This is a genomic window from Mesorhizobium sp. M0276 (assembly GCF_040321755.1).
Classification (GTDB): Bacteria; Pseudomonadota; Alphaproteobacteria; order Rhizobiales; family Rhizobiaceae; genus Mesorhizobium.
The window spans coordinates 136,919-155,800 of the sequence record NZ_JAMYSC010000013.1 but is presented as its reverse complement, the minus strand read 5'-3'; the positions used below and the strand labels follow the sequence as shown (position 1 = coordinate 155,800).

Sequence of the window (18,882 nt, the reverse complement as noted above, 5' to 3'; positions counted from 1 at the left end):
CACGGCCTGTCCTCGAAAGGACGACCAGGATCCTCTCGGTCTCCTTCCCACCTCAACCATAGCATGGCAACAACACACAGGATCCTCGGGTCTGCGCCGCGTCGCTGCGCTCCTTGCTCCGCCCGTGGATGACGAAGCGACGAGGGTTTGCGCTGATCGCCTACCTTGCTCGAACGGCATTGCGAACCAGGGCGTACAGGGCTGCGGGAGGGCGACGGCAACAAAAAACCGCCTTGCGGCGGGTCACTGGCGCGACTCAGCACCATGCCTGGATATGTAGCACAGTTGCCCTCACCGGGCAAATGTCGAGGTCGGCGCCGCTCCTCATCGCCCTGCCGGGCACTTCTCCCCGTTAGTAATCGTTAATGGGGAGAAGGAGCTGGCCGCAACGACGGTGGCCCGCTTGCGACGTTGATGATTGGCGAAACCGGCGACGAGAGCGCCCCTCTCGCCGTCCCTATACGGGGGAGAGGATGCGGGCAGGCAGGTGAGGGGCGGCATCAACGCCCGAAAGGGAGATGGTTCGAAACCTGAAGCGATTGCCCTGGCAGCCGGGGCACCCAGACGCAAAATTGCGCTGCCGATCACTGCTGCTCGGCGAACATCAGCCTGGTCTTGGTGTCGGCCATCGCGGGCGACAGACTGCGCTGGATCAGCGCTTCTACATGGTCGTTGCGCTGGCGGGCGCTGTCGGCGCCCATCACCACCACGATCAGATTGCGGCCGTCGGCATTGTAGGAGGTGACGATGTTGAAGCCCGAGGCCCTGATGTAGCCGGTCTTGATGCCGTCGACGCCGTGCACGCGACCGAGCATGTCGTTATGGCCGCGCACCAACCTGCCGCGGAACATGAAGTCGCTTTCGGAGAAATAGTGGAACTGCTGGGGAAACCGCCGATGCAGCGCCATGCCGAGCACCGCCATGTCGCGCGCGGTCGTCATCTGGCCATTGTCGGGCAGGCCGGACGCGTTGCGGAACGAGGTGCTGGTCATGCCGAGCTGGCGCGCCTTGGCCGTCATCATGGCGGCGAATTGATCCTCCGAGCCGCCGAGATATTCGCCGACCGCCACCGCCACGTCATTGGCCGATTTGACGACGATGGCGCGGATCGCGGAATCGACATCGATGGTCTCGCCGCGCCGGAAGCGCATCTTGGTGGGCGGCTGCGCGGCGGCATGGTCCGAAACCGGGATCTGCGTTTGCTTGGTGAGGCGGCCGGCATCCAGTGCCTCGAATAGCAGGTACAGCGTCATCATCTTGGTCAGCGAGGCCGGATAGCGCTGCGCCGTCGAGTTGACCTCGAACAGCTGCTTGCCGGTCCCGGCGTCGACGACGATGGCGGCATATTTCTGCGGCGGCGCCGGTACCGCCAATACGGCGTCCGGCGGCGTCACGGTCGTGCAGCCGGCAAGCAGCAGCAACAGGCCAAGGACCGCAAAAACGCGCTGGATGAGCGGAAGGGGACGCAGGTGGGGCAAAGGGCAAGTCTGTTCGGTCAAGCTGTTGCTGAGATAAGGCGAAGCTAACGTAACGCGTCAGCTGCGTCCATTTGGTTAATGGAGGTTAGCCCCAGGATTGTCGAGGCCGCGCAGGACCTGGTTCCTCCGAAAAGCGCCCCGAAACGGCCTGTTTCCCGTGTCTTTCCTTGCCAAAACCACGTTTCCTGTGGGAAGTCGTGGTATCTGGCGGCTTGGGGGCTTGGCATGATTGACATCGGGGCCGGGGGCGCGGCGCCCTCGCTTATCAGGGCATCGCTCAGCCGCACCGGCAAATGGGCCGGCAGCGTCGCCTTTATCGGAGGTGCGGCTTCCGATATCCTCAATCCGCTGGCGCCGTTCGCCGCCTATATCGCGCTGGCCGCCTCGGTGGCTGCCGTCATCATCGCCATTGCCATCGTGCTCAGGCTGGTGCTGGCGGCCAAGGCGCTGCCGGCCTTGATCTTCGCCACAAGTGCTGCCGCCGTCGCCGGCGGCGTCTACGGCCTGCAACAGCAGACCAACGCCCAGAACGGGGTGATCGCCAGCTTGGTGCCAGCCATCGCCGGGCTGCAGCAGTCGCTGGGCATCGTTTCGGCCAAGGTGGCCAAGATCGAGCAGACGGTCACGCAGACGCAGAAGACGGTCGAAGCGGTCAAGCAGTCGACCGACACGGTGGTGAAGAAGACCGACGAAATCGCCAACGCCCAGCAGCAGCAGACGCAGCAGACCGCGCAGGTGCAGAAGACCACCGAAGAGGTGAAGAAGCAGACCGAGACGCTGGCCGCCGGCCAGGCGCAGCAGCAGGCTCAGACCGAGAAGCTGCAGGCGACGACGCAGCAGATCGCCGCCTCGATCGACACCATCGCCAAGGGCTTTGCCGCCCTTGCCGCGCAAGGCGGGGCGATCGCCGAGCCGAAGCGGCCGGACGAGTTCTACCACAATGCCCGCGTCTACGAGCTTTCCGGCGACATGCTCAACGCGCGGCGCTCCTACCTCGCCTTTGCCGGCTTCGATGTCGATGCCATCGACCCCTATACGCGCTTCGCCACGCTGCTTCGGGTGCAGGACGGCAAGGCTGGCGCCCGCGAGGTGTTCGGCGCGCTTGCCGACAAGGGCAAGGCGCTGTCGATCAAGCTGGTGCATATCTTGCAATTCGACGACGCCCAGCGCCTCGAGAAGCTCAACGCTTTCCTCACGGCCAATGCGGATTTCGCGCCGGCCTATTTCCTGTTGGCGCAGGAGTTTTCGGAAGACCGCCTCGGCGCCCAGACGCTGGCCGACAAGCGCAACGAGGCCAAGGCGCTGACCAAATTCGTTTCCTACGAAAAGGATGGCGGGCTGCTCAAATATTTCGTCGACCAGACGCAGTTGGCCGACTGGCTGGACCGCAGCCGCAGCCGGCTGGCAGCCCTCGGCGACGTGCTCGACCCTGCCCGCTTCGTGCCTTCGCTGACGCCGATGCGCTCCAACCAGGGCTGGTCGATGACCATCTCGCTGCCGGAGCCGGCGACCGCCATCTCCTGGCGCATGGGCGACAGCGGTCCGTTCACCGACACCGGTTTTCTGGCGATGAACGACCAGACCACCGGCAAGCCGATGGCCAATCCGAGCTTCGAGATGCCCGACAGCACCGCGGCCGGGACCATCGCCATCAAGTATCTCGACATCAGGGGCCGCGAAACCGGCCCGTTCGACATCCGTTTCGACCCGGACACAGCGCTGCAGCAAGGCGACAAGCATATCCTCGACCAGTTCTGGACGTCGTGGATCGCCTTCGACTCCGGCGGCAACCACGGCCTGGTCTATTTCACGCAGATGCTGTCCTACCGCTGCGCCATCAAGGAGGTGCACTACAGCCTGAACGGTGCCGCGCTCGACAAGTCGCTCGAGATACCGCCTTGCGACAAGAAAGACCCTTACGCCATCCCTTACGACGCCAAGGGCTATTTCAAGGTCGCCGACAGCGTGAAATCGATGTCGGTGCAGGTCACCTACACCGACGACACCAAGTCGCCGGTGCGGGAATACAAGCGGCAGTAGAGGGGGCGGTGCCATTCCCCTCTCCGTCTCGGCTTCGCCGAGCCACCTCTCCCCACTTTCGTGGGGCGAGGAACCGCCAACTTCGAAAGGCCAGTCTTGCAGAACTTGGGTTCCTCGCCCCCGCAAAGCGGGGGAGAGGTGCCTCGCGCAGCGAGGCGGAGCGGGGGCAGCGCCGACGTTCGGCGATCAGTCGCCACCCTCCTTTTGATACGAAATGCCCGACATCAAGCTTGCGCAACCGGCGCCGAAGGGGTTCTGTTTGCGCCTCAGAATCGTTGAGAGCGCAATGACTGTCAGCACCATCAAGGCCAGGGATATTTCGGTTTCGCTCGACCTCACCGTCGGCCACATCGCCGACATGGTCGTCGAGGGCGGCGGGCGGCAACTGAAGCCGCTGCACCGCGCACCGTGGGTCGACGCGGGCGAGACGCTGCCGGATGATCTGCCGGAAGGCACCGTCCGGCTGTCCGGCGATTTTCTCTGCGCGCCGTTTTCACGCAGCGATGTCGAGGAGGCGCCGCTGCATGGCTGGCCGGCCAACAGCGCCTGGGATGTCGTCGAGAGTGCCGCAACGGAAGATGGCTGGCGTGCGGTCTACCGACTGCGGCACCAGGTGATGGGCGCTTCAGTCGACAAGATCCTGACGCTGCGCGACGGCCATCCCTTCCTCTACCAGGAGCATGTGTTTTCCGGCGGCCATGGCGCGATCTCGGTCGCCCATCACCCGATGACGGCGATGACGGGCGGCGGCAGGCTGGCCTTTTCGCCGAAGCGGTTCGCCGCGACGCCGGACGATCCGCTGGAGCCGGATCCAGCACGCGGCCGCTTCATGCTGGGTTACCCGGGTCGATCCGCCGATCTCACCCATTTTCCCGCCGCCGGCGGCGGCACGCTCGACCTGACGGAATATCGTATGGGCGACCGCCGCGAGGATTTCCTGACGCTGGTCGAGGCCGATCATGGCGGGCCGGGCTGGACCGCCCTGGCGCGTGAGGCCGAACAGGACCTGGTGCTGGTGCTGAAGAACCCCTCCGAGCTGCCGATCACCATGCTATGGTTCAGCAATGGCGGACGCGACTACGCGCCCTGGAGCGGCCGCCACCGCGGCGTGCTCGGCATCGAGGACGGCCGCACGGCGATAGGCCATGCCGCCTCGATCGGTGACAACTGGCTGACGCGCGAAGGCGTGGCGACCGCCTTTGCGCTTGGCGCAGGCCGTAGCGTTTCCTTTCGCCATATAATCGGCGCCATGCCGCTGTCCGGCGGCGAGCCGCCGCAGGCGATCACGACGGCGGATGGCCGTATGCGGCTGGCAACCGGCAGCTCGGCCTGGGAGGTTCCCTTCGACAGCGACTTCCTGCGCATAGGGCGAACGGCGGCAGCTTGAGTGGATGGCTTCCTGTTTGTTCTCAAGGAACGTTGGCGCGCAAATTCCGGTTTGAAATTTCCGCTTGCTGCCGACAAGATGCCGCGATTGTGGTTATCCTGGCGATCATGCAGGCCAGAGAGAGGCTCCAATGTCCGAAATCGCCCATCTCGCCGCCACCATCTTCAAGCGTGCCGGCAAGGCAAGCCGCTTCATCGTCGCCATTGCCGGGCCGCCTGGCGCCGGCAAGTCGACGCTGTCGGCGAGGCTGCGTGAGCTGCTGCCCGAAGGCACTTCGGAGGTCGTGCCGATGGATGGCTTCCACTATGACGACGCCGTGCTCGAGCGGCGCGGCCTGCGCGCGCGAAAGGGTGCGCCGGAAACCTTTGACTTTGCCGGTTTCGAGGCCCTGCTGAAGCGCATCCGGGCCGGCGAACCCGATATCGCCATACCGGTCTTCGACCGGAGCCTTGAACTGTCGCGCGCCGCCGCCTCGATCGTCGCCGCCGAGACCAAGTTCATCCTGGTCGAGGGCAATTACCTGCTGCTCGACGAGGAACCGTGGTCGCGGCTGGCGCCGCTGTTCGATTTCTCGATCTTCGTCGACGTGCCGCGTGACGAGCTCGAGCGCCGCCTGCTGGAGCGCTGGCATGGGCACGGCCGCTCCGATGAGGATGCGCGCTCCTGGATCGCTTCAAACGACATGCCCAACATCGACCGGGTTATCGCTCGCCGCCGCGCTGCCGACCTGGTGATCGGCCTTTCCGCTTGATTCTACGGATTGCGCAAGGGGAACCTTAAGACTTTCAGGCCGTTATCGCGGACAAGGCAATTCTGCCAAGAAGGGAGTCCGTCCGATGGCACAGAAGGCAAGAAAGCCCGCGCCCTCCAAGGGCAAGGCAACCCAATCCAAGGCAGGCGCCGGCCCGGCAACCACGGCGCGTTCCAAGGATACCAAGCCGGCCTTCGGCAAGGCAGCGCCGAAGAAAGTGGTGCCGGCCGCCGCGAAAGCCGCGCCGAAAACCGCAAAGCCCAAGAAACCGGCAGGCGCTGACGGTTCTATTTCGAGCAGCGCATTGCGCACGGTCAAGGCTGCGGCCAATGTGGCTGCAGGCGCCGTCGTCGCCGCCGCCAGGGGTACTGCATCGCTTGCAGCATCCGTGGTGGGCAAGGGCGATTCGAAAGCCAAGGCGAAGTAGAGCCTTCTCAAAGCTCGCAGGTTTGGGGGTCAGGCTCTGGCCGGGATGGTCAGGCCCTTCTGCACGGCAGGCCGCGCCAGGCCGCGTTCCAGCCACGCCGCCACATTGGTGAAATCGTCGAAACCGACGAGGTCGCGCGCTTCGTAGAAGCCGATCAGGTTTCGTACCCAGCCGAGCAGCGAGATATCGGCAATAGTGTAGTCATTGCTCATGATCCATTTGCGGCCCTTCAGCCTACCATCGAGGACGCCGAGCAGCCGCCGCGATTCATCGCGATAGCGCTCCAGCGGGCGCTTGTCGGCGATCTCGCGGCCGGCGAATTTGTGGAAGAAGCCGACCTGGCCGAACATCGGCCCGACCGACGCCATCTGGAAGAACACCCACTGGATGGTCTCGTAGCGACGCGCCGCGTCCACGGGCATGAGCAGGCCGGTCTTTTCGGCGAGGTAGAGCAGGATGGCGCCGGATTCGAACAGGCCGATCGGCTTGCCGTCCGGACCGTTCGGGTCGATGATCGCCGGTATCTTGCCATTGGGATTGAGCGACAGGAATTCCGGCGTCCAGCTTTCGTTCTTGCTGATGTTGACCAGATGCGGCTCGTAGGGCAGGCCGATTTCTTCCAGGGCGATCGATATCTTCACGCCGTTCGGCGTTGTCGCCGAGTAGAGCTGGATCCGGTCCGGGTGTTTGGCTGGCCAGCGCGTTGCGATCGGGAAGGCGGACAGGTCGGCCATGGGAAACTCCTGAATGGGGATTTGCGCCGAGCGGCACGATTTGGCGGGGGCGGCCAAGAATTAGATGCGCCAAACGTCACGATCAATATGGCGGTGAACGTTTCATCGTGCACGGACGGTCAACTCTGGGACGACCGGGATCGCCCCGGGTAGCTGTAACGGCCGATGCAGGATCAGACGGCCTTGAAGGCCAGCACCGCATTGGTGCCGCCAAACGCGAAGCCGTTGCTGATCGCGGTGCGCACCTTGCGCTCGCGCGCCACATTCGGCGTGACGTCGAGATCGCAATCGGGATCGGCCTCGCGAAAATTGGCCGTCGGCGGCACGATGCCTTCGCGGATCGCCATCACGCAGGCAATCAACTCGAGCGCGCCCGATGCGCCGAGGCAATGGGCATGCATCGACTTGGTCGACGACATCGAAAGCTTGTAGGCATGGTCGCCGAAGACGCGCTTGATCGCCGCCGTCTCGATCTGGTCGTTGGCCTTGGTGCCGGTGCCGTGGGCATTGAGATAATCGACATCCTCGGGATTGAACCCGGCGTCGGCCAGGCAGGCGCGCATGGCGGCCGTCGGTCCTTCGATGGTCGGCGCGACAATGTCGGACGCGTCGGCGGAAAGCCCGGCGCCGGCAATCTCGGCAAGAATGGTGGCGCCGCGCGCCATGGCATGTTCGTAGCTCTCCAGCACCGCCATGCCGGCACCTTCGCCAAGCGACAGGCCCTGGCGATCGGCCGAAAATGGCCGGCAGGTGTCCGGTGCCAGTACCCGCAGCGCCTCCCAGCCCTTCAGGACGCCCCAGACCAGCGGCGCATCGGTGCCGCCGGCAACCATCACGTCGGCGCGGCCGAGCCTGATCTGGTCGACGGCCGAGGTAATGGCGTGATTGGACGACGAGCAGGCCGAGGTGACGCCGAAGACCGGCCCGCGCAGGCCGAGATTCATGCTGACATGACCGGAGGCGGCACTTGGCATCACCTTTGGCACGGTGAAGATGCCGGCGCGATTCCTGCCCTCGATCAGGATGGCGCGATAGTTCTCCTCGATCGCTTCCCAGCCGCAGACGCCGACACCGACGACGGTGCCCATCCGATAGGTGGTGGCCTCATTCGAAACCAGTCCGGACTGCTGCATGGCTTCCCTGGCCGCGATCGTCGCCAGCAGGCTGAAGCGGTCCATCGATACGGTCTGCTTGCGGTCGATGCCGTGATCGGGAAGCGTCTTGATTTCGCAGCCGACCTTGACCTTCAAATCATGCAGTTGCGGACTTGTGATCTGGCCTATGGCCGAGCGGCCGGCGCGCATCTCGTTCCAGATCGCAGGCGCGCTGGTGCCGAGCCCGCAAATGCCGCCCATGCCGGTAATGACGACGCGCTGCCGCATTCAGTTCAGGCTTTTTTCGCGATCAGCGCGCGGACAGCTTCGACCATATCGCCGACATTCTTCAGATTGCTCCAGGCGTCGACCGTGTTCATCTCGATCTCGATGCCATACTCTTCCTCAAGATCGAAGATGATCTCGGTCAGCTCGAGCGAATGGATACCAAGCGAGGTCAATTCGGTGTTGGTGGTGATTTCCTCGCCACCCGGCTCGGCATGAGCCTTGATCTTCGCGATGATATCCGTTGCCAGCTGGTCGGCCATTCGGTTTCTTCCCCACTGTGTCGCGTTTCCCGACGCCAACTGAGCAGCGCCCCTATTCTCCTGGTATCAAGCCGCCGTCGTCGTTTTATACCCCCGCCAAGCGCTCTGTGACCGTACCAAGGTGGTTCCCTCTATAGAAACCGAAACGTTGTCAAGCAACAAGCTATATCGAACTCCATATCGACAAAGCCGCCGGAGTGCTTAACGTGCAGGCATGGATACGGCTGAACATGGCGGGATTTCGACGCAGCGCGTTGCGGGCGTGGCGCGGCTTGCCTGCGCACTCAGTGACGGTCGTACGCGCCTGCGGCGCCTCTATCAGGATGGTGCCGCCAAAATAAGGATGCCGGCCGTCTCGGTCGATCCGCTCGAAGCGGTGCTGATCAACACCGCCGGCGGGATGACCGGCGGCGACCGGATCGCCTGGGACGTGGATGTCGGCGCGGCCGGATCGGCATCGATCACGACCCAGGCTTGCGAGAAGATCTATCGGGCGGCATCCGATCGTGCCGAGGTGCGGGTCAATTTGTCGGTCGGTGAAAACGGCCGCATTGCCTGGCTGCCGCAGGAAACCATCGTCTTCGACCGGGCGGCCTTTGCCCGTAAGCTCGACGTCGAGCTTGCCGCCGGCGCCGAGGCGCTGGTGCTGGAAGCCACCGTCTTCGGCCGCCTGGCGATGGGCGAACGTGCCGCGCACGGCAATTTCCACGACCGCTGGCGTGTGCGCCAGGAGGGATCCCTGATTCATGCCGAGGATTTCCGCATCGGACCCGATATCGCCGCCACGCTCGACCGCCCGGCGGTTGCCGGCGGCGCGATCGCGATGGCGACGCTGCTGCTGGTGTCGCCGCGGGCCGAAGCGCTGCTCGAACCGGTTCTGGAGATCGTCGGCGACCACGGCAGCGCCAGCGTCTGGAGCGTCAAGAAATCTGGCAAGCTTCTTGCGAGGCTCTACGCCGGGGATAGCTACCGGCTGCGCCAGCGGCTGGTTCCACTCGTCGAATTGCTCAACGGAAGGGCGGGGTTGCCCAAATTATGGTCACTGTAGGCCTGTCGCTACCAGCCTGGGAAAACGCATGAACCTGACGCCGAGGGAAAAGGACAAGCTGCTGATCGCCATGGCGGCGATCGTGGCGCGCAAGCGGCTCGAACGCGGCGTCAAGCTCAATCATCCGGAAGCGATCGCGCTGATCACCGACTTCGTCGTCGAGGGTGCCCGCGACGGCCGCCCGGTCGCCGACCTGATGGAGGCCGGCGCCCATGTCGTCACCCGCGCGCAAGTCATGGAAGGCATCGCCGAGATGATCCACGACGTGCAGGTCGAAGCGACATTTCCCGACGGCACCAAGCTGGTGACCGTGCACGAACCGATACGGTGAGGAGGAAAGATGCTTGAGCTGCGCCCCAATTGCGAATGCTGCAACAAGGACTTGCCGCCAGAGGCAACCGATGTGTTGATCTGCACCTTCGAGTGCACCTTTTGCGCCGACTGCGTGGAGCATGTGCTGGGCGGCATCTGCCCCAATTGCGGGGGCAATTTTTCGGCCCGGCCGATCCGCCCGGCGGCGATGCTGAAGAAATACCCTGCCTCGACCAAACGCGTTCTCAAGGCCGAAGGCTGCGGCCCTCGCAAGGCTGCTTGAACACCGCGCCCCTTAACCAGAAGGCATTTCGATGATCCCCGCTCCGATGAAACGTGCTTCGCTTTCCACAATTCCACTTCTGGCGGCGTCCATGCCGGCCTATGCCCATGTCGGCATCGGCACGACCTCCTCCTTCACGGCCGGCTTCATGCACCCGCTCACCGGTCTCGATCACATGACCGTGATGATCGCGGTCGGACTGTGGGCAGCGCTCAAGGGCGGCAAGGCGGTTCTTGCCTGGCCGGCGGCCTTTGTCGGCGTCATGCTGGCCGGCGGTGCGCTCGGCATGCTGCATATGCCCCTGCCCTTCGTCGAACCGGGCATTCTGGCATCGGTCGTGGTGCTGGGGCTGCTGGTGACCCTGGCGGTCGATCTGCCGGTCTCGGCCGGCGTTGCCGTCATCGGCCTGTTCGCGCTGTTGCATGGCCACGCGCATGGCACCGAAATACCGGAGAATGCCGGCGGGCTCGAATACATGGCTGGCTTTGCCATCGCCACCGCGCTCCTGCATGCCACCGGCATCGCCGCCGGGCTCGGTCTCGGCAGCCGGTCCCGTGGCCTGTCCCGCGCTGCCGGTGCCGCTTGCACGGCGATCGGTATCGGCCTCGTTTTCGGTGTGCTGTGAAGATGATCCCGGGCGAAATCATCACGGCGGGCGGCGAGATCGAGCTGAACAAGGGCCTGCCGACGATCACCTTGAAAGTGGCCAATAGCGGCGACCGGCCGATTCAAATCGGCAGCCACTATCATTTCTTCGAGACCAATGAGGGTCTGAAGTTCGACCGCGAGCGTGCCAGAGGCATGCGCCTCGACATCGCCGCCGGCACGGCCATGCGCTTCGAGCCGGGACAGGAGCGCGACGTGACGCTGGTGCCGCTTGGCGGCAAGCGCGAGGTCTACGGATTTCAGCAGAAGGTGATGGGCAAGCTGTGAGATCTGCCAGCGCGGCCAGCTCAGTTCGACGGCTTGGCCGCGGCGTAGATGACGACCTTTCCGGGATCGTCGAATTCGACGGCGAGGACATCCTGCACAAGCACGCGCCGCGACTCGATTGCATTGAACAAGAGCGCGTTGGCCTCGATCTCCTTGCGCAATTCCGTAATATCGTCCTGATGCTGCTTGATCTTGCTTTCGATTACCGCCGGCGGGCCGCCTTCGGTGCGCGCGGCGTCGGTCAGGAATACGATATCGACCTTGTCGAGCTTGGAGGTCTTGCGCACCAGGCCGATGTTTTCACGCGTCCGGTCGATGGCCGTGTTGACGTTTCCGGCTTCGGCCGTGGTCTTGGCCTCTTCCTGCTTGATCTCCGAGCCGACAATGCGGTTGACGGTCTCCGTGCTTTCAAGACCCTGCGCCTTCAGGCCGGCAACAGGATCGGCCGCCGCCAGCAACGCCATTGCGGCGACGGCCTGCAACCGTCTTTGGGCGGGAAAAGGAGTGATCGCCATCGCTCGCTCCTGAGGGAATTCGTTTCGGGACGCGGTCTAGCGCGAGAACAAAACGAATCCCGCCCGGCGAAGGTTCCCGTCCCGATGCGGCCGGCGGACCGAATGCCGGCCCACCCAGCCCGTCTGTCAGCTGGCCTTCTTGGTAATCAGGGTCAGCGCGCCATTGGGTTCCATGCTGGCGGCGACGACCTGCGCCGAGCTGAGCCCTTTGGCCTCCAGCGCGGACTTCACCTTGGGCGTGGCGTCGATCGAGCTGCGCAGTTTCTTCAAGCCGGCGTCACCACGCTGGGCGATGACCTGATTGACCTGCGTCTGGGTGTCCTTTGGCAGTTCCGTGATGTCGACGATGTTGACGCTCTGGATCGTCGGTACGGCCGGCTGGGGGGTGGCCGGAGCAGGCGTGGTCGGCGCCGGAGCTGGCTGCTGCGCGGGTTGCTGCTGGGCACTGGCGGCGCCCGCCAGCATCAGGGTAGCGGCAGCGGCAAGAACTATGGTTTTGCGCATGGATTTTCCTTTCCATCGATTGGCAAACGGTCGTTTTGGGGTGACCCCCTAACCTCAAACGCCAAATGGGATCAGAAGGTGTCGCCCAGTGGGTCATTGCGTGACCATTGGATGGCAGCAATGTGCCGGACTTCAATCAAATTGCATTTCGGCAAACCGCATTTCGGCAAACCGCATTTTGGGAGCAATCGCTGATGGCCAGAATTACCCGCGCCGCCTATGCGCAGATGTACGGCCCGACGGTGGGCGACAAAGTGCGGCTTGCCGACACGGAACTGTTCATCGAGGTTGAGAAGGATCTCACCATCCACGGCGAAGAAGTGAAATTCGGCGGCGGCAAGGTGATCCGCGACGGCATGGGCCAGAGCCAGGTTTCGCGGGCGCAAGGCGCCGTCGACACCGTCATCACCAACGCACTGGTGGTCGATGCCGGCGCCGGCATCTTCAAGGCCGATATCGGTCTCCGCGACGGCCGCATCGCCTCGATCGGTAAGGCCGGCAATCCGGACACGCAGGACGGCGTCACCATCGTCATCGGGCCCGGCACCGAGATCATTGCCGGCGAAGGCAAGATCCTGACCGCCGGCGGCTTCGACGCACATATCCACTTCATCTGCCCGCAGCAGATCGAGGAAGCGCTGATGAGCGGCATCACCACCATGCTCGGCGGCGGCACGGGCCCCGCGCATGGCACGCTCGCCACCACCTGCACGCCGGGCCCATGGCACATGGCCCGCATGATCCAGTCCTTCGACGCTTTCCCGATGAACATCGGCCTGTCAGGCAAGGGCAACGCGTCCTTGCCTGCCGCGCTCGAGGAGATGGTGCTGGGCGGCGCCTGCTCGCTGAAGCTGCACGAGGACTGGGGCACGACGCCGGCGGCCATCGACTGCTGCCTGTCGGTTGCCGACGATTACGATGTGCAGGTGATGATCCACACCGACACGCTGAACGAATCCGGCTTTGTCGAAAACACCGTCGCCGCCATCAAGGGCCGCACCATCCACGCCTTCCACACCGAGGGTGCCGGCGGCGGCCATGCGCCCGACATCATCAAGGTCTGCGGCTTGCCGAACGTCATCCCGTCCTCGACCAATCCGACGCGGCCGTACACGGTCAACACGCTGGCCGAGCATCTCGACATGCTGATGGTTTGCCATCATCTGTCGCCGTCGATCCCCGAAGACATCGCCTTTGCCGAAAGCCGCATCCGCAAGGAGACCATCGCGGCGGAGGACATCTTGCACGACATCGGCGCCTTCTCGATCATCTCTTCCGACAGCCAGGCCATGGGCCGTGTCGGCGAAGTGGCGATCCGTTGTTGGCAGACCGCCGACAAGATGAAGCGGCAACGCGGATCGCTGCCGCAGGAAACCGGCAACAACGACAATTTACGCGTCCGTCGCTACATAGCCAAATACACGATCAATCCGGCCATCGCGCATGGGCTGTCGAAGGATATCGGCTCTATCACTATCGGAAAACGCGCCGACCTGGTGCTGTGGAACCCGGCCTTCTTCGGCGTCAAGCCCGACATGGTGCTGATCGGCGGCATGATCGCCGCCGCCCCGATGGGCGACCCCAATGCCTCGATCCCGACGCCGCAGCCGATGCACTACCGGCCAATGTTCGGCGCCTATGGCAAGGCCAGGACCAACTCGTCGGTGACCTTCGTTTCGAAGGCAGCACTCGAATCCGGCCTGCACGGCAGGCTTGACGTCGAAAAGCAGTTCGTCGCCGTCGAAAACACCCGCGGCGGCATCGGCAAGCACTCGATGGTGCTCAACGACGCCACGCCGCATATCGAGGTCGACCCGGAAACCTACGAGGTCCGCGCCGACGGCGAATTGCTGACTTGCGAGCCGGCAACGGTGCTGCCGATGGCGCAGAGGTATTTTCTGTTTTAGGATTGGTGCGCCTGCGAAGTATCGGACCCCATCATGGATGAGCAAAAGAAACTTGCCTTGATTTCGAGAATGGGCGCGCTGCAAAAATACAATGGCGGCGTTGCTCCCCTCACTATGCCACTTGTTACATTGGAAGAATATTTCGATGGAGCTGAAGGTGAAGCCGGATTGCTGTGCAACAGTCCGGAAGCGCTGAACAATGATACGGTTCTGGCCACATTTCAGTCGATACGGAAAAGGCCTGAAGTTCATGACGTCCGGATAGCCATCGTGCAGTGTGATGATGGAGAATGGCCGTTCTCTGACAAGGTCGTCATCACAACGCGCGTCAGCGAAGAACATGTGACTGGCTGGCTGCCATCAGGCTTTGAGCCGGACGAGACCTGGGAGGGAGATGTCGATCACCTACCCGCCGAGCAGGTTGAAATTCCGGTCGGTTACCGAAAGCTATGGCTCTGGTATGACTAGCCGCGACTTTCCAAGCAGTTCGTAGAACAGACAAATGACCACCGAAATCGCGTCAGCCCACGACATCTTCCCGCACATCCGCATCGTCATGGGCATGGTGATCGGGCTTGGTGTCGCCCGCCTGCTGTCGGGCGTGGCGCGCATCGTCCAGCATCCCGGCCAGTACCGGCTCTATCCCGTGCATCTGGCCTGGGTCGCCTCGGTGCTTTTGATGCTGGTGCATTTCTGGTGGTGGGAGTTCGGTCTCTACGCCATTGAGACATGGACCTTCGGCAAGTACCTGTTCATCATCTTCTATGCGATCACGCTGTTCCTGCTCTGCGCCCTGCTGTTTCCGGATTCGATGCTGGACTACACCAGCTACGAGGATTTCTTCTATTCGCGCCGCGCCTGGTTCTTCGGCCTGCTGGGGGCGACGTACCTGCTCGATGTGATCGACACGCTGCTGAAAGGGCCGGAGCATTTCGCCCGCTTCGGCAACGAGTACCTGTTCCGCACCCCGGTCTTCGTCGCGCTCTGCATTGTCGCGATCCTGGTGCGCGACAGCCGCTTCCACATCGCCTTTGTCGCGGCGGCGCTTATCTATCAGATATCGTTCATCCTGCGGCTCTTCGACACCATCGTCTGAGCGGACGCGATGGTCTAGGTTGCTCGGGAAAGGCAGGTTTCAACCATGTACAAGGTCGTCGGATCGCGTGGATCCCGGGTCAGCCGCGTTCTCTGGATGCTGGAGGAACTCGGGCAGGCCTATGAATTCGTCGAGGTCAAGCTGCGCTCGCCGGAAGCCTATGCGCTCAACCCGTCGGGCAAGGTGCCGATCCTGATCGATGGCGAGCTGACAGTGACCGATTCGGCGGCGATCTGCGTCTATCTCTCAGACAAACATGCGGACATGGGCATGGGGACCAACCCGGGCCTGGCCGGTCGCGCCGAGATGGATTCCTGGATGCATTTTGCCCAAAGCGAGCTGGAGGCGCCGCTGTGGAACAAGCTGCGCCACCGCTTCCTGCTGCCGAAGGACATACGCGTCGATGTCGGCCCAGCGGCGGCCTACGATTTTGCCTCGGAGCTCAAGGCGCTTGAGCGGCGGCTGGGTGACAGGCCCTTCGCGCTGGGCGACCGGTTCTCGGCTGTCGACGTGCTGCTCGGCGATATTGGCGGCTGGGCCCGCGCCGGCCGGTTGCCGATCGAATCCGACCGCATCAACGCCTATTTCGACCGCGTGCTGGCGCGGCCTGCCCGCGCAAGGGCGCAAGCAAATGGGGGATCCATGAAATGAAGCTCAACCTCAACACCGACTTCACCAAATTCCCGCGTGCCGTCTCGGTGCTGACCGCCGGCAATGCCGGAACCACAGCACCATCCGGTCGTGCCGTGCTCGCCCATGACGAGCGGCATCTGCGCCGTCGAGCCATCGAACTTGCCGACGGCAGCAAGGTGCTGGTCGACCTGCCTGAGCCCGTCGCCCTGAACGATGGCGACCGGCTGGTGCTGGAGGATGGCGGCCACATCGAGATCATCGCGGCGCCGGAAGACGTCTACGACATCCGGGCTCGTGACACCGTGCATCTGGCCGAACTGGCCTGGCATATCGGCAACCGTCATCTCGCGGCCAGCATCGAGGCCGGGCGAATCCTCATCCTGCGCGACCATGTCATCAAGGCGATGCTGGAAGGGCTCGGCGCCACGGTGACCGACGTTTCCGAGCCGTTCAAGCCGGTGCGCGGCGCCTATTCCGGCCATGGTGGGCAAAGCCACGATCACGGCCATGCGCATAGCCACGCCGAGACGCATTCTCACGCGCACAGCGAATCGCATTCTCATTCGCACGGTCACGACGACCACCACCACGACCATGACTGACCAGCCTTCGAACATCGCCCTGCTGCGGCTGATGGCGTGGTTGTCGCCGGCCTTTCCGGTCGGCGGCTTTTCCTACAGCCATGGCCTCGAGCGTGCGGTGCATGACGGGCTGATCGTCGACAGCGAAAGCCTTGCCGCCTGGCTGGAAACGCTGGTCGAGATGGGCTCGGGCTGGAACGACGCGGTGCTGTTCGCAGAAAGCTGGCGCCGAGCACGCGGCGCTGGTGATCTCGATGAAATAGCGGCACTCGCCGAGGCGCTCGCCAGCTCGCGCGAACGCTACATCGAGACGATGCTGCAGGGTGCGGCCTTCCTCAAGGCGGCAGCGGCCTGGCCAAATCCCGTTCTCCAGCGTTTGCCGGCCGAATGCGCCTATTGCGTCACTGTCGGCGCCATTGCCGGCGGCAATTCAATTGCACTTCGGGATGCGCTGTCCGCGTTCCTGCAGACCTTCTTCTCCAACCTCGTCCAGGCCGCGATACGGCTCGGCGTCGTTGGCCAAAACAGGGCAACCGCCCTGCTTGCCGGTTTCGAGCCGCTGGCCGTTGCGACCGCCGCCCGCGCCGGGCGCTCGACATTGGACGATCTCGGCGGCTGCGCCTTCGCCTCCGACGTCATGGCGATGAAGCACGAAACCCAGTATTCGCGATTGTTCCGCTCATGATCATCCTCGCCTTCGCGCTTTCGACCGTTCTGCTGCTGATCACCGCCCTGCATGTTTATTGGGGCATTGGCGGGATATGGCCAGGCAAGGATGCGGCCTCCTGCGCCCACGCCGTGGTCGGCTTTCGCGGCGTCGACGAGATGCCGACGCCGTTCGCCAGTTTCGCCGTCGCCGCTTGCCTGTGCCTGGCGACGCTGTGGCCGCTGGCGCTTGAAGGCGTCTTTGCCTCGCCGTTTCCCAGGGAAGGCCTCGCCGCCACGTCGCTGCTCATCGGGCTGGTCTTCCTTGGACGCGGCATTGCCGGTTTCACGCCGTGGTGGCGGCGCCTGACACCGGAACAGCCTTTCGCGCGGCTCGATGTCCGTTATTATTCGCCGCTGTGCCTGCTGATCGGGCTCGGCTTTGCCATCCTCGCCATCACGGAGTTTCCCGCATGACACAGACAAATGGCCCGCTGCGCGTCGGCATTGGTGGTCCGGTCGGTTCGGGCAAGACGACGCTGACCGAAAAGCTGTGCAAGGCGCTGCGCGACGAATTCTCGATCGCCGTCGTCACCAACGACATCTACACCAAGGAAGATGCCATGATGCTGGCGCGGCTGCAGGCCCTGCCTGAGGATCGCATCATGGGCGTCGAGACCGGCGGTTGCCCGCATACCGCTATCCGCGAGGATGCCTCGATCAATCTGCAGGCGATCGCCGAGATGAGCCGGAAATTTCCGGATCTCGATATCGTGTTCATCGAATCCGGCGGTGACAATCTCGCCGCCACCTTCTCACCCGACCTCGCCGACCTGACGCTCTATGTCATCTCGGTCTGCCAAGGCGGGGAGATCCCGCGCAAGGGCGGGCCGGCGATCACTCGCTCCGATTTCCTGGTGATCAACAAGAGCGATCTCGCTCCTTACGTGAACGTCAACCTCGATGTCATGGAGAGCGACGCCGGCCGCATGCGCGGCAAGCGGCCGTTCGGCTTCACCGACCTTTCGCGCGGCAAGGGGCTGCAGGCGGTGATCGATTTCATCGTCGAGCATGGCGGCTTGCGGGCCGGCGCTGCTGCCAGCACCGCAGCGTGAGATAGCCATCGCTGCACCAACCAAAACCGGTTGCGGGCGTGGGCTGGCCACGGCATTCTTGGCAAAACCGGAGGATTTTTCGATGAGCATCGCCCGCCTGCAGAAGGAAACGCTGACCAACCTGCCCTTCTATGAGGAGCGCGTCGACCTCGCCTGTGCCTTTCGTTGGACGGCGCGGCTCAACATGCACGAGGCGGTGGCCAATCATTTCTCGCTGGCCGTCAACGATGCCGGCACGCAGTTCCTGATGAACCCCAACCAGGTGCATTTCTCGCGCATCAAGGCGAGCGACCTTTTGATGATCGATGCCAACGATCCCGAAACGCTCTCCGGCCCCAACGCGCCCGACCCGACGGCGTGGGGCCTGCACGGCGCCATCCATCGCAATGTGCGCCACGCGCGCTGCGTCATGCATGTGCACTCGATCCACGCCACGGTGCTGGCGTCGCTGGCCGACTCCCGCCTGCCGCCGATCGACCAGAATTCGGCGATGTTCTTCAACCGCCATGTCGTCGACGCGCACTATGGCGGGCTGGCCTTCGAGGAAGAGGGCGAGCGCTGCTCGCAGCTTCTCGTCGATCCCAAGGTCAAGGTGATGGTGATGGGCAATCACGGCGTGCTGGTCATCGGCGATACGGTCGCCGATGCCTTCAACCGCATGTTCTATTTCGAGCGCGCCGCCGAGACCTACATCAAGGCGCTGTGGACCGGCCGCCCGCTGCGCGTGCTGTCCGCCGCGATCGCCGAGAAGACCGCAAGCGAGATGGACGACTATCCCGGCCAGGCCGAACGCCATCTCAGCGAGCTGAAGGCGATCCTCGACGAGCAGGAACCGGCCTACCGGAATTGAT

At 63.7% G+C, this 18,882-nt stretch carries 24 protein-coding genes; 18 read left to right on the top strand and 6 right to left on the bottom strand.

The features are described from left to right. Nucleotides 1–584: 584 nt before the first annotated feature. Nucleotides 585–1,478, bottom strand: a complete 894-nt coding sequence (locus NKJ01_RS13085) for a D-alanyl-D-alanine carboxypeptidase family protein (RefSeq protein WP_352728424.1) — start codon at nucleotides 1,476–1,478, stop codon at nucleotides 585–587. A gap of 225 nt (nucleotides 1,479–1,703) precedes the next feature. Here NKJ01_RS13085 and NKJ01_RS13080 point away from each other — a divergent pair, with 225 nt between their 5' ends. The 4 genes from NKJ01_RS13080 (at nucleotide 1,704) to NKJ01_RS13065 (ending at nucleotide 6,083) form a co-directional block, all read left to right on the top strand. After that, nucleotides 1,704–3,518, top strand: coding sequence for a methyl-accepting chemotaxis protein (locus NKJ01_RS13080; protein WP_352728422.1), 1,815 nt, complete (start codon nucleotides 1,704–1,706; stop codon nucleotides 3,516–3,518). A 286-nt stretch (nucleotides 3,519–3,804) separates the two neighbouring features. Beyond that, a complete protein-coding gene (locus NKJ01_RS13075) occupies nucleotides 3,805–4,905 on the top strand; it encodes a hypothetical protein (protein WP_352728420.1) in 1,101 nt (366 codons plus the stop codon). Nucleotides 4,906–5,035: 130 nt separating this feature from the next. Then, on the top strand, nucleotides 5,036–5,656 hold the full coding sequence (locus NKJ01_RS13070) for a nucleoside triphosphate hydrolase (RefSeq protein ID WP_352728418.1): 621 nt from the start codon (nucleotides 5,036–5,038) through the stop codon (nucleotides 5,654–5,656). A gap of 85 nt (nucleotides 5,657–5,741) precedes the next feature. Beyond that, complete coding sequence (locus NKJ01_RS13065) at nucleotides 5,742–6,083, top strand: hypothetical protein (protein ID WP_352728416.1); 342 nt, start codon at nucleotides 5,742–5,744, stop codon at nucleotides 6,081–6,083. Between the two features lie 29 nt (nucleotides 6,084–6,112). Here NKJ01_RS13065 and NKJ01_RS13060 read toward each other — a convergent pair whose 3' ends face one another. From NKJ01_RS13060 to NKJ01_RS13050, 3 genes are all read right to left on the bottom strand, one after another. Further along, nucleotides 6,113–6,817: a glutathione S-transferase family protein gene (locus NKJ01_RS13060; protein ID WP_352728414.1), complete on the bottom strand. Its 705-nt coding sequence runs from the start codon at nucleotides 6,815–6,817 to the stop codon at nucleotides 6,113–6,115. A 173-nt stretch (nucleotides 6,818–6,990) separates the two neighbouring features. Continuing rightward, nucleotides 6,991–8,199: a beta-ketoacyl-[acyl-carrier-protein] synthase family protein gene (locus NKJ01_RS13055; protein WP_352728412.1), complete on the bottom strand. Its 1,209-nt coding sequence runs from the start codon at nucleotides 8,197–8,199 to the stop codon at nucleotides 6,991–6,993. Nucleotides 8,200–8,204: 5 nt separating this feature from the next. Then, nucleotides 8,205–8,459, bottom strand: coding sequence for an acyl carrier protein (locus NKJ01_RS13050; protein ID WP_023760236.1), 255 nt, complete (start codon nucleotides 8,457–8,459; stop codon nucleotides 8,205–8,207). A gap of 214 nt (nucleotides 8,460–8,673) precedes the next feature. Between NKJ01_RS13050 and NKJ01_RS13045 the strand changes: the two genes are divergently transcribed. Genes NKJ01_RS13045 through NKJ01_RS13025 form a run of 5 tightly spaced genes read left to right on the top strand, consistent with a single transcriptional unit; the run spans nucleotide 8,674 to nucleotide 11,035 of the window. Next, a complete protein-coding gene (locus NKJ01_RS13045; protein ID WP_352728410.1) occupies nucleotides 8,674–9,507 on the top strand; it encodes an urease accessory protein UreD in 834 nt (277 codons plus the stop codon). A gap of 28 nt (nucleotides 9,508–9,535) precedes the next feature. Beyond that, the gene (locus tag NKJ01_RS13040; RefSeq protein ID WP_023760238.1) at nucleotides 9,536–9,838 is read left to right on the top strand and encodes an urease subunit gamma; all 303 of its coding nucleotides are present in this window, start codon (nucleotides 9,536–9,538) and stop codon (nucleotides 9,836–9,838) included. Nucleotides 9,839–9,847: 9 nt separating this feature from the next. Beyond that, nucleotides 9,848–10,102: a DUF1272 domain-containing protein gene (locus NKJ01_RS13035; RefSeq protein ID WP_352728408.1), complete on the top strand. Its 255-nt coding sequence runs from the start codon at nucleotides 9,848–9,850 to the stop codon at nucleotides 10,100–10,102. A gap of 31 nt (nucleotides 10,103–10,133) precedes the next feature. Continuing rightward, nucleotides 10,134–10,727, top strand: coding sequence for a HupE/UreJ family protein (locus NKJ01_RS13030; protein ID WP_352728407.1), 594 nt, complete (start codon nucleotides 10,134–10,136; stop codon nucleotides 10,725–10,727). A 2-nt stretch (nucleotides 10,728–10,729) separates the two neighbouring features. Beyond that, a complete protein-coding gene (locus NKJ01_RS13025; protein ID WP_352728405.1) occupies nucleotides 10,730–11,035 on the top strand; it encodes an urease subunit beta in 306 nt (101 codons plus the stop codon). A 20-nt stretch (nucleotides 11,036–11,055) separates the two neighbouring features. Here NKJ01_RS13025 and NKJ01_RS13020 read toward each other — a convergent pair whose 3' ends face one another. Further along, complete coding sequence (locus NKJ01_RS13020; RefSeq protein ID WP_352728403.1) at nucleotides 11,056–11,550, bottom strand: hypothetical protein; 495 nt, start codon at nucleotides 11,548–11,550, stop codon at nucleotides 11,056–11,058. 126 nt (nucleotides 11,551–11,676) lie between these two features. Further along, nucleotides 11,677–12,054 carry a hypothetical protein gene (locus NKJ01_RS13015; protein ID WP_023760243.1) on the bottom strand — a complete coding sequence of 126 codons (378 nt, stop codon included), beginning with the start codon at nucleotides 12,052–12,054 and terminating at the stop codon, nucleotides 11,677–11,679. Nucleotides 12,055–12,248: 194 nt separating this feature from the next. Between NKJ01_RS13015 and ureC the strand changes: the two genes are divergently transcribed. The 9 genes from ureC (at nucleotide 12,249) to NKJ01_RS12970 (ending at nucleotide 18,881) form a co-directional block, all read left to right on the top strand. Then, the gene (ureC, locus tag NKJ01_RS13010; protein WP_502905877.1) at nucleotides 12,249–13,961 is read left to right on the top strand and encodes an urease subunit alpha; all 1,713 of its coding nucleotides are present in this window, start codon (nucleotides 12,249–12,251) and stop codon (nucleotides 13,959–13,961) included. A gap of 33 nt (nucleotides 13,962–13,994) precedes the next feature. Continuing rightward, on the top strand, nucleotides 13,995–14,429 hold the full coding sequence (locus NKJ01_RS13005; protein WP_352728401.1) for a YfbO family protein: 435 nt from the start codon (nucleotides 13,995–13,997) through the stop codon (nucleotides 14,427–14,429). Between the two features lie 34 nt (nucleotides 14,430–14,463). After that, complete coding sequence (locus NKJ01_RS13000) at nucleotides 14,464–15,057, top strand: hypothetical protein (protein ID WP_352728399.1); 594 nt, start codon at nucleotides 14,464–14,466, stop codon at nucleotides 15,055–15,057. Between the two features lie 45 nt (nucleotides 15,058–15,102). Then, nucleotides 15,103–15,708, top strand: a complete 606-nt coding sequence (locus NKJ01_RS12995; RefSeq protein WP_352728397.1) for a glutathione S-transferase family protein — start codon at nucleotides 15,103–15,105, stop codon at nucleotides 15,706–15,708. Next, nucleotides 15,705–16,292 (top strand): urease accessory protein UreE, encoded by a 588-nt coding sequence (gene ureE / locus NKJ01_RS12990; RefSeq protein ID WP_352728395.1) that lies wholly within the window; start codon nucleotides 15,705–15,707, stop codon nucleotides 16,290–16,292. Before NKJ01_RS12995 ends, ureE begins: the two co-directional genes overlap by 4 nt. Further along, nucleotides 16,285–16,956 carry an urease accessory protein UreF gene (locus NKJ01_RS12985; RefSeq protein ID WP_352728393.1) on the top strand — a complete coding sequence of 224 codons (672 nt, stop codon included), beginning with the start codon at nucleotides 16,285–16,287 and terminating at the stop codon, nucleotides 16,954–16,956. The genes ureE and NKJ01_RS12985 overlap by 8 nt, the downstream gene beginning before the upstream one ends. After that, on the top strand, nucleotides 16,953–17,393 hold the full coding sequence (locus NKJ01_RS12980) for a DUF3995 domain-containing protein (protein WP_352728391.1): 441 nt from the start codon (nucleotides 16,953–16,955) through the stop codon (nucleotides 17,391–17,393). Before NKJ01_RS12985 ends, NKJ01_RS12980 begins: the two co-directional genes overlap by 4 nt. Then, a complete protein-coding gene (gene ureG, locus NKJ01_RS12975) occupies nucleotides 17,390–18,031 on the top strand; it encodes an urease accessory protein UreG (protein ID WP_352728389.1) in 642 nt (213 codons plus the stop codon). The genes NKJ01_RS12980 and ureG overlap by 4 nt, the downstream gene beginning before the upstream one ends. 82 nt (nucleotides 18,032–18,113) lie before the next feature. Next, nucleotides 18,114–18,881, top strand: a complete 768-nt coding sequence (locus NKJ01_RS12970) for a class II aldolase and adducin N-terminal domain-containing protein (RefSeq protein ID WP_352728387.1) — start codon at nucleotides 18,114–18,116, stop codon at nucleotides 18,879–18,881. The last annotated feature ends 1 nt before the right edge of the window (nucleotide 18,882 follow it).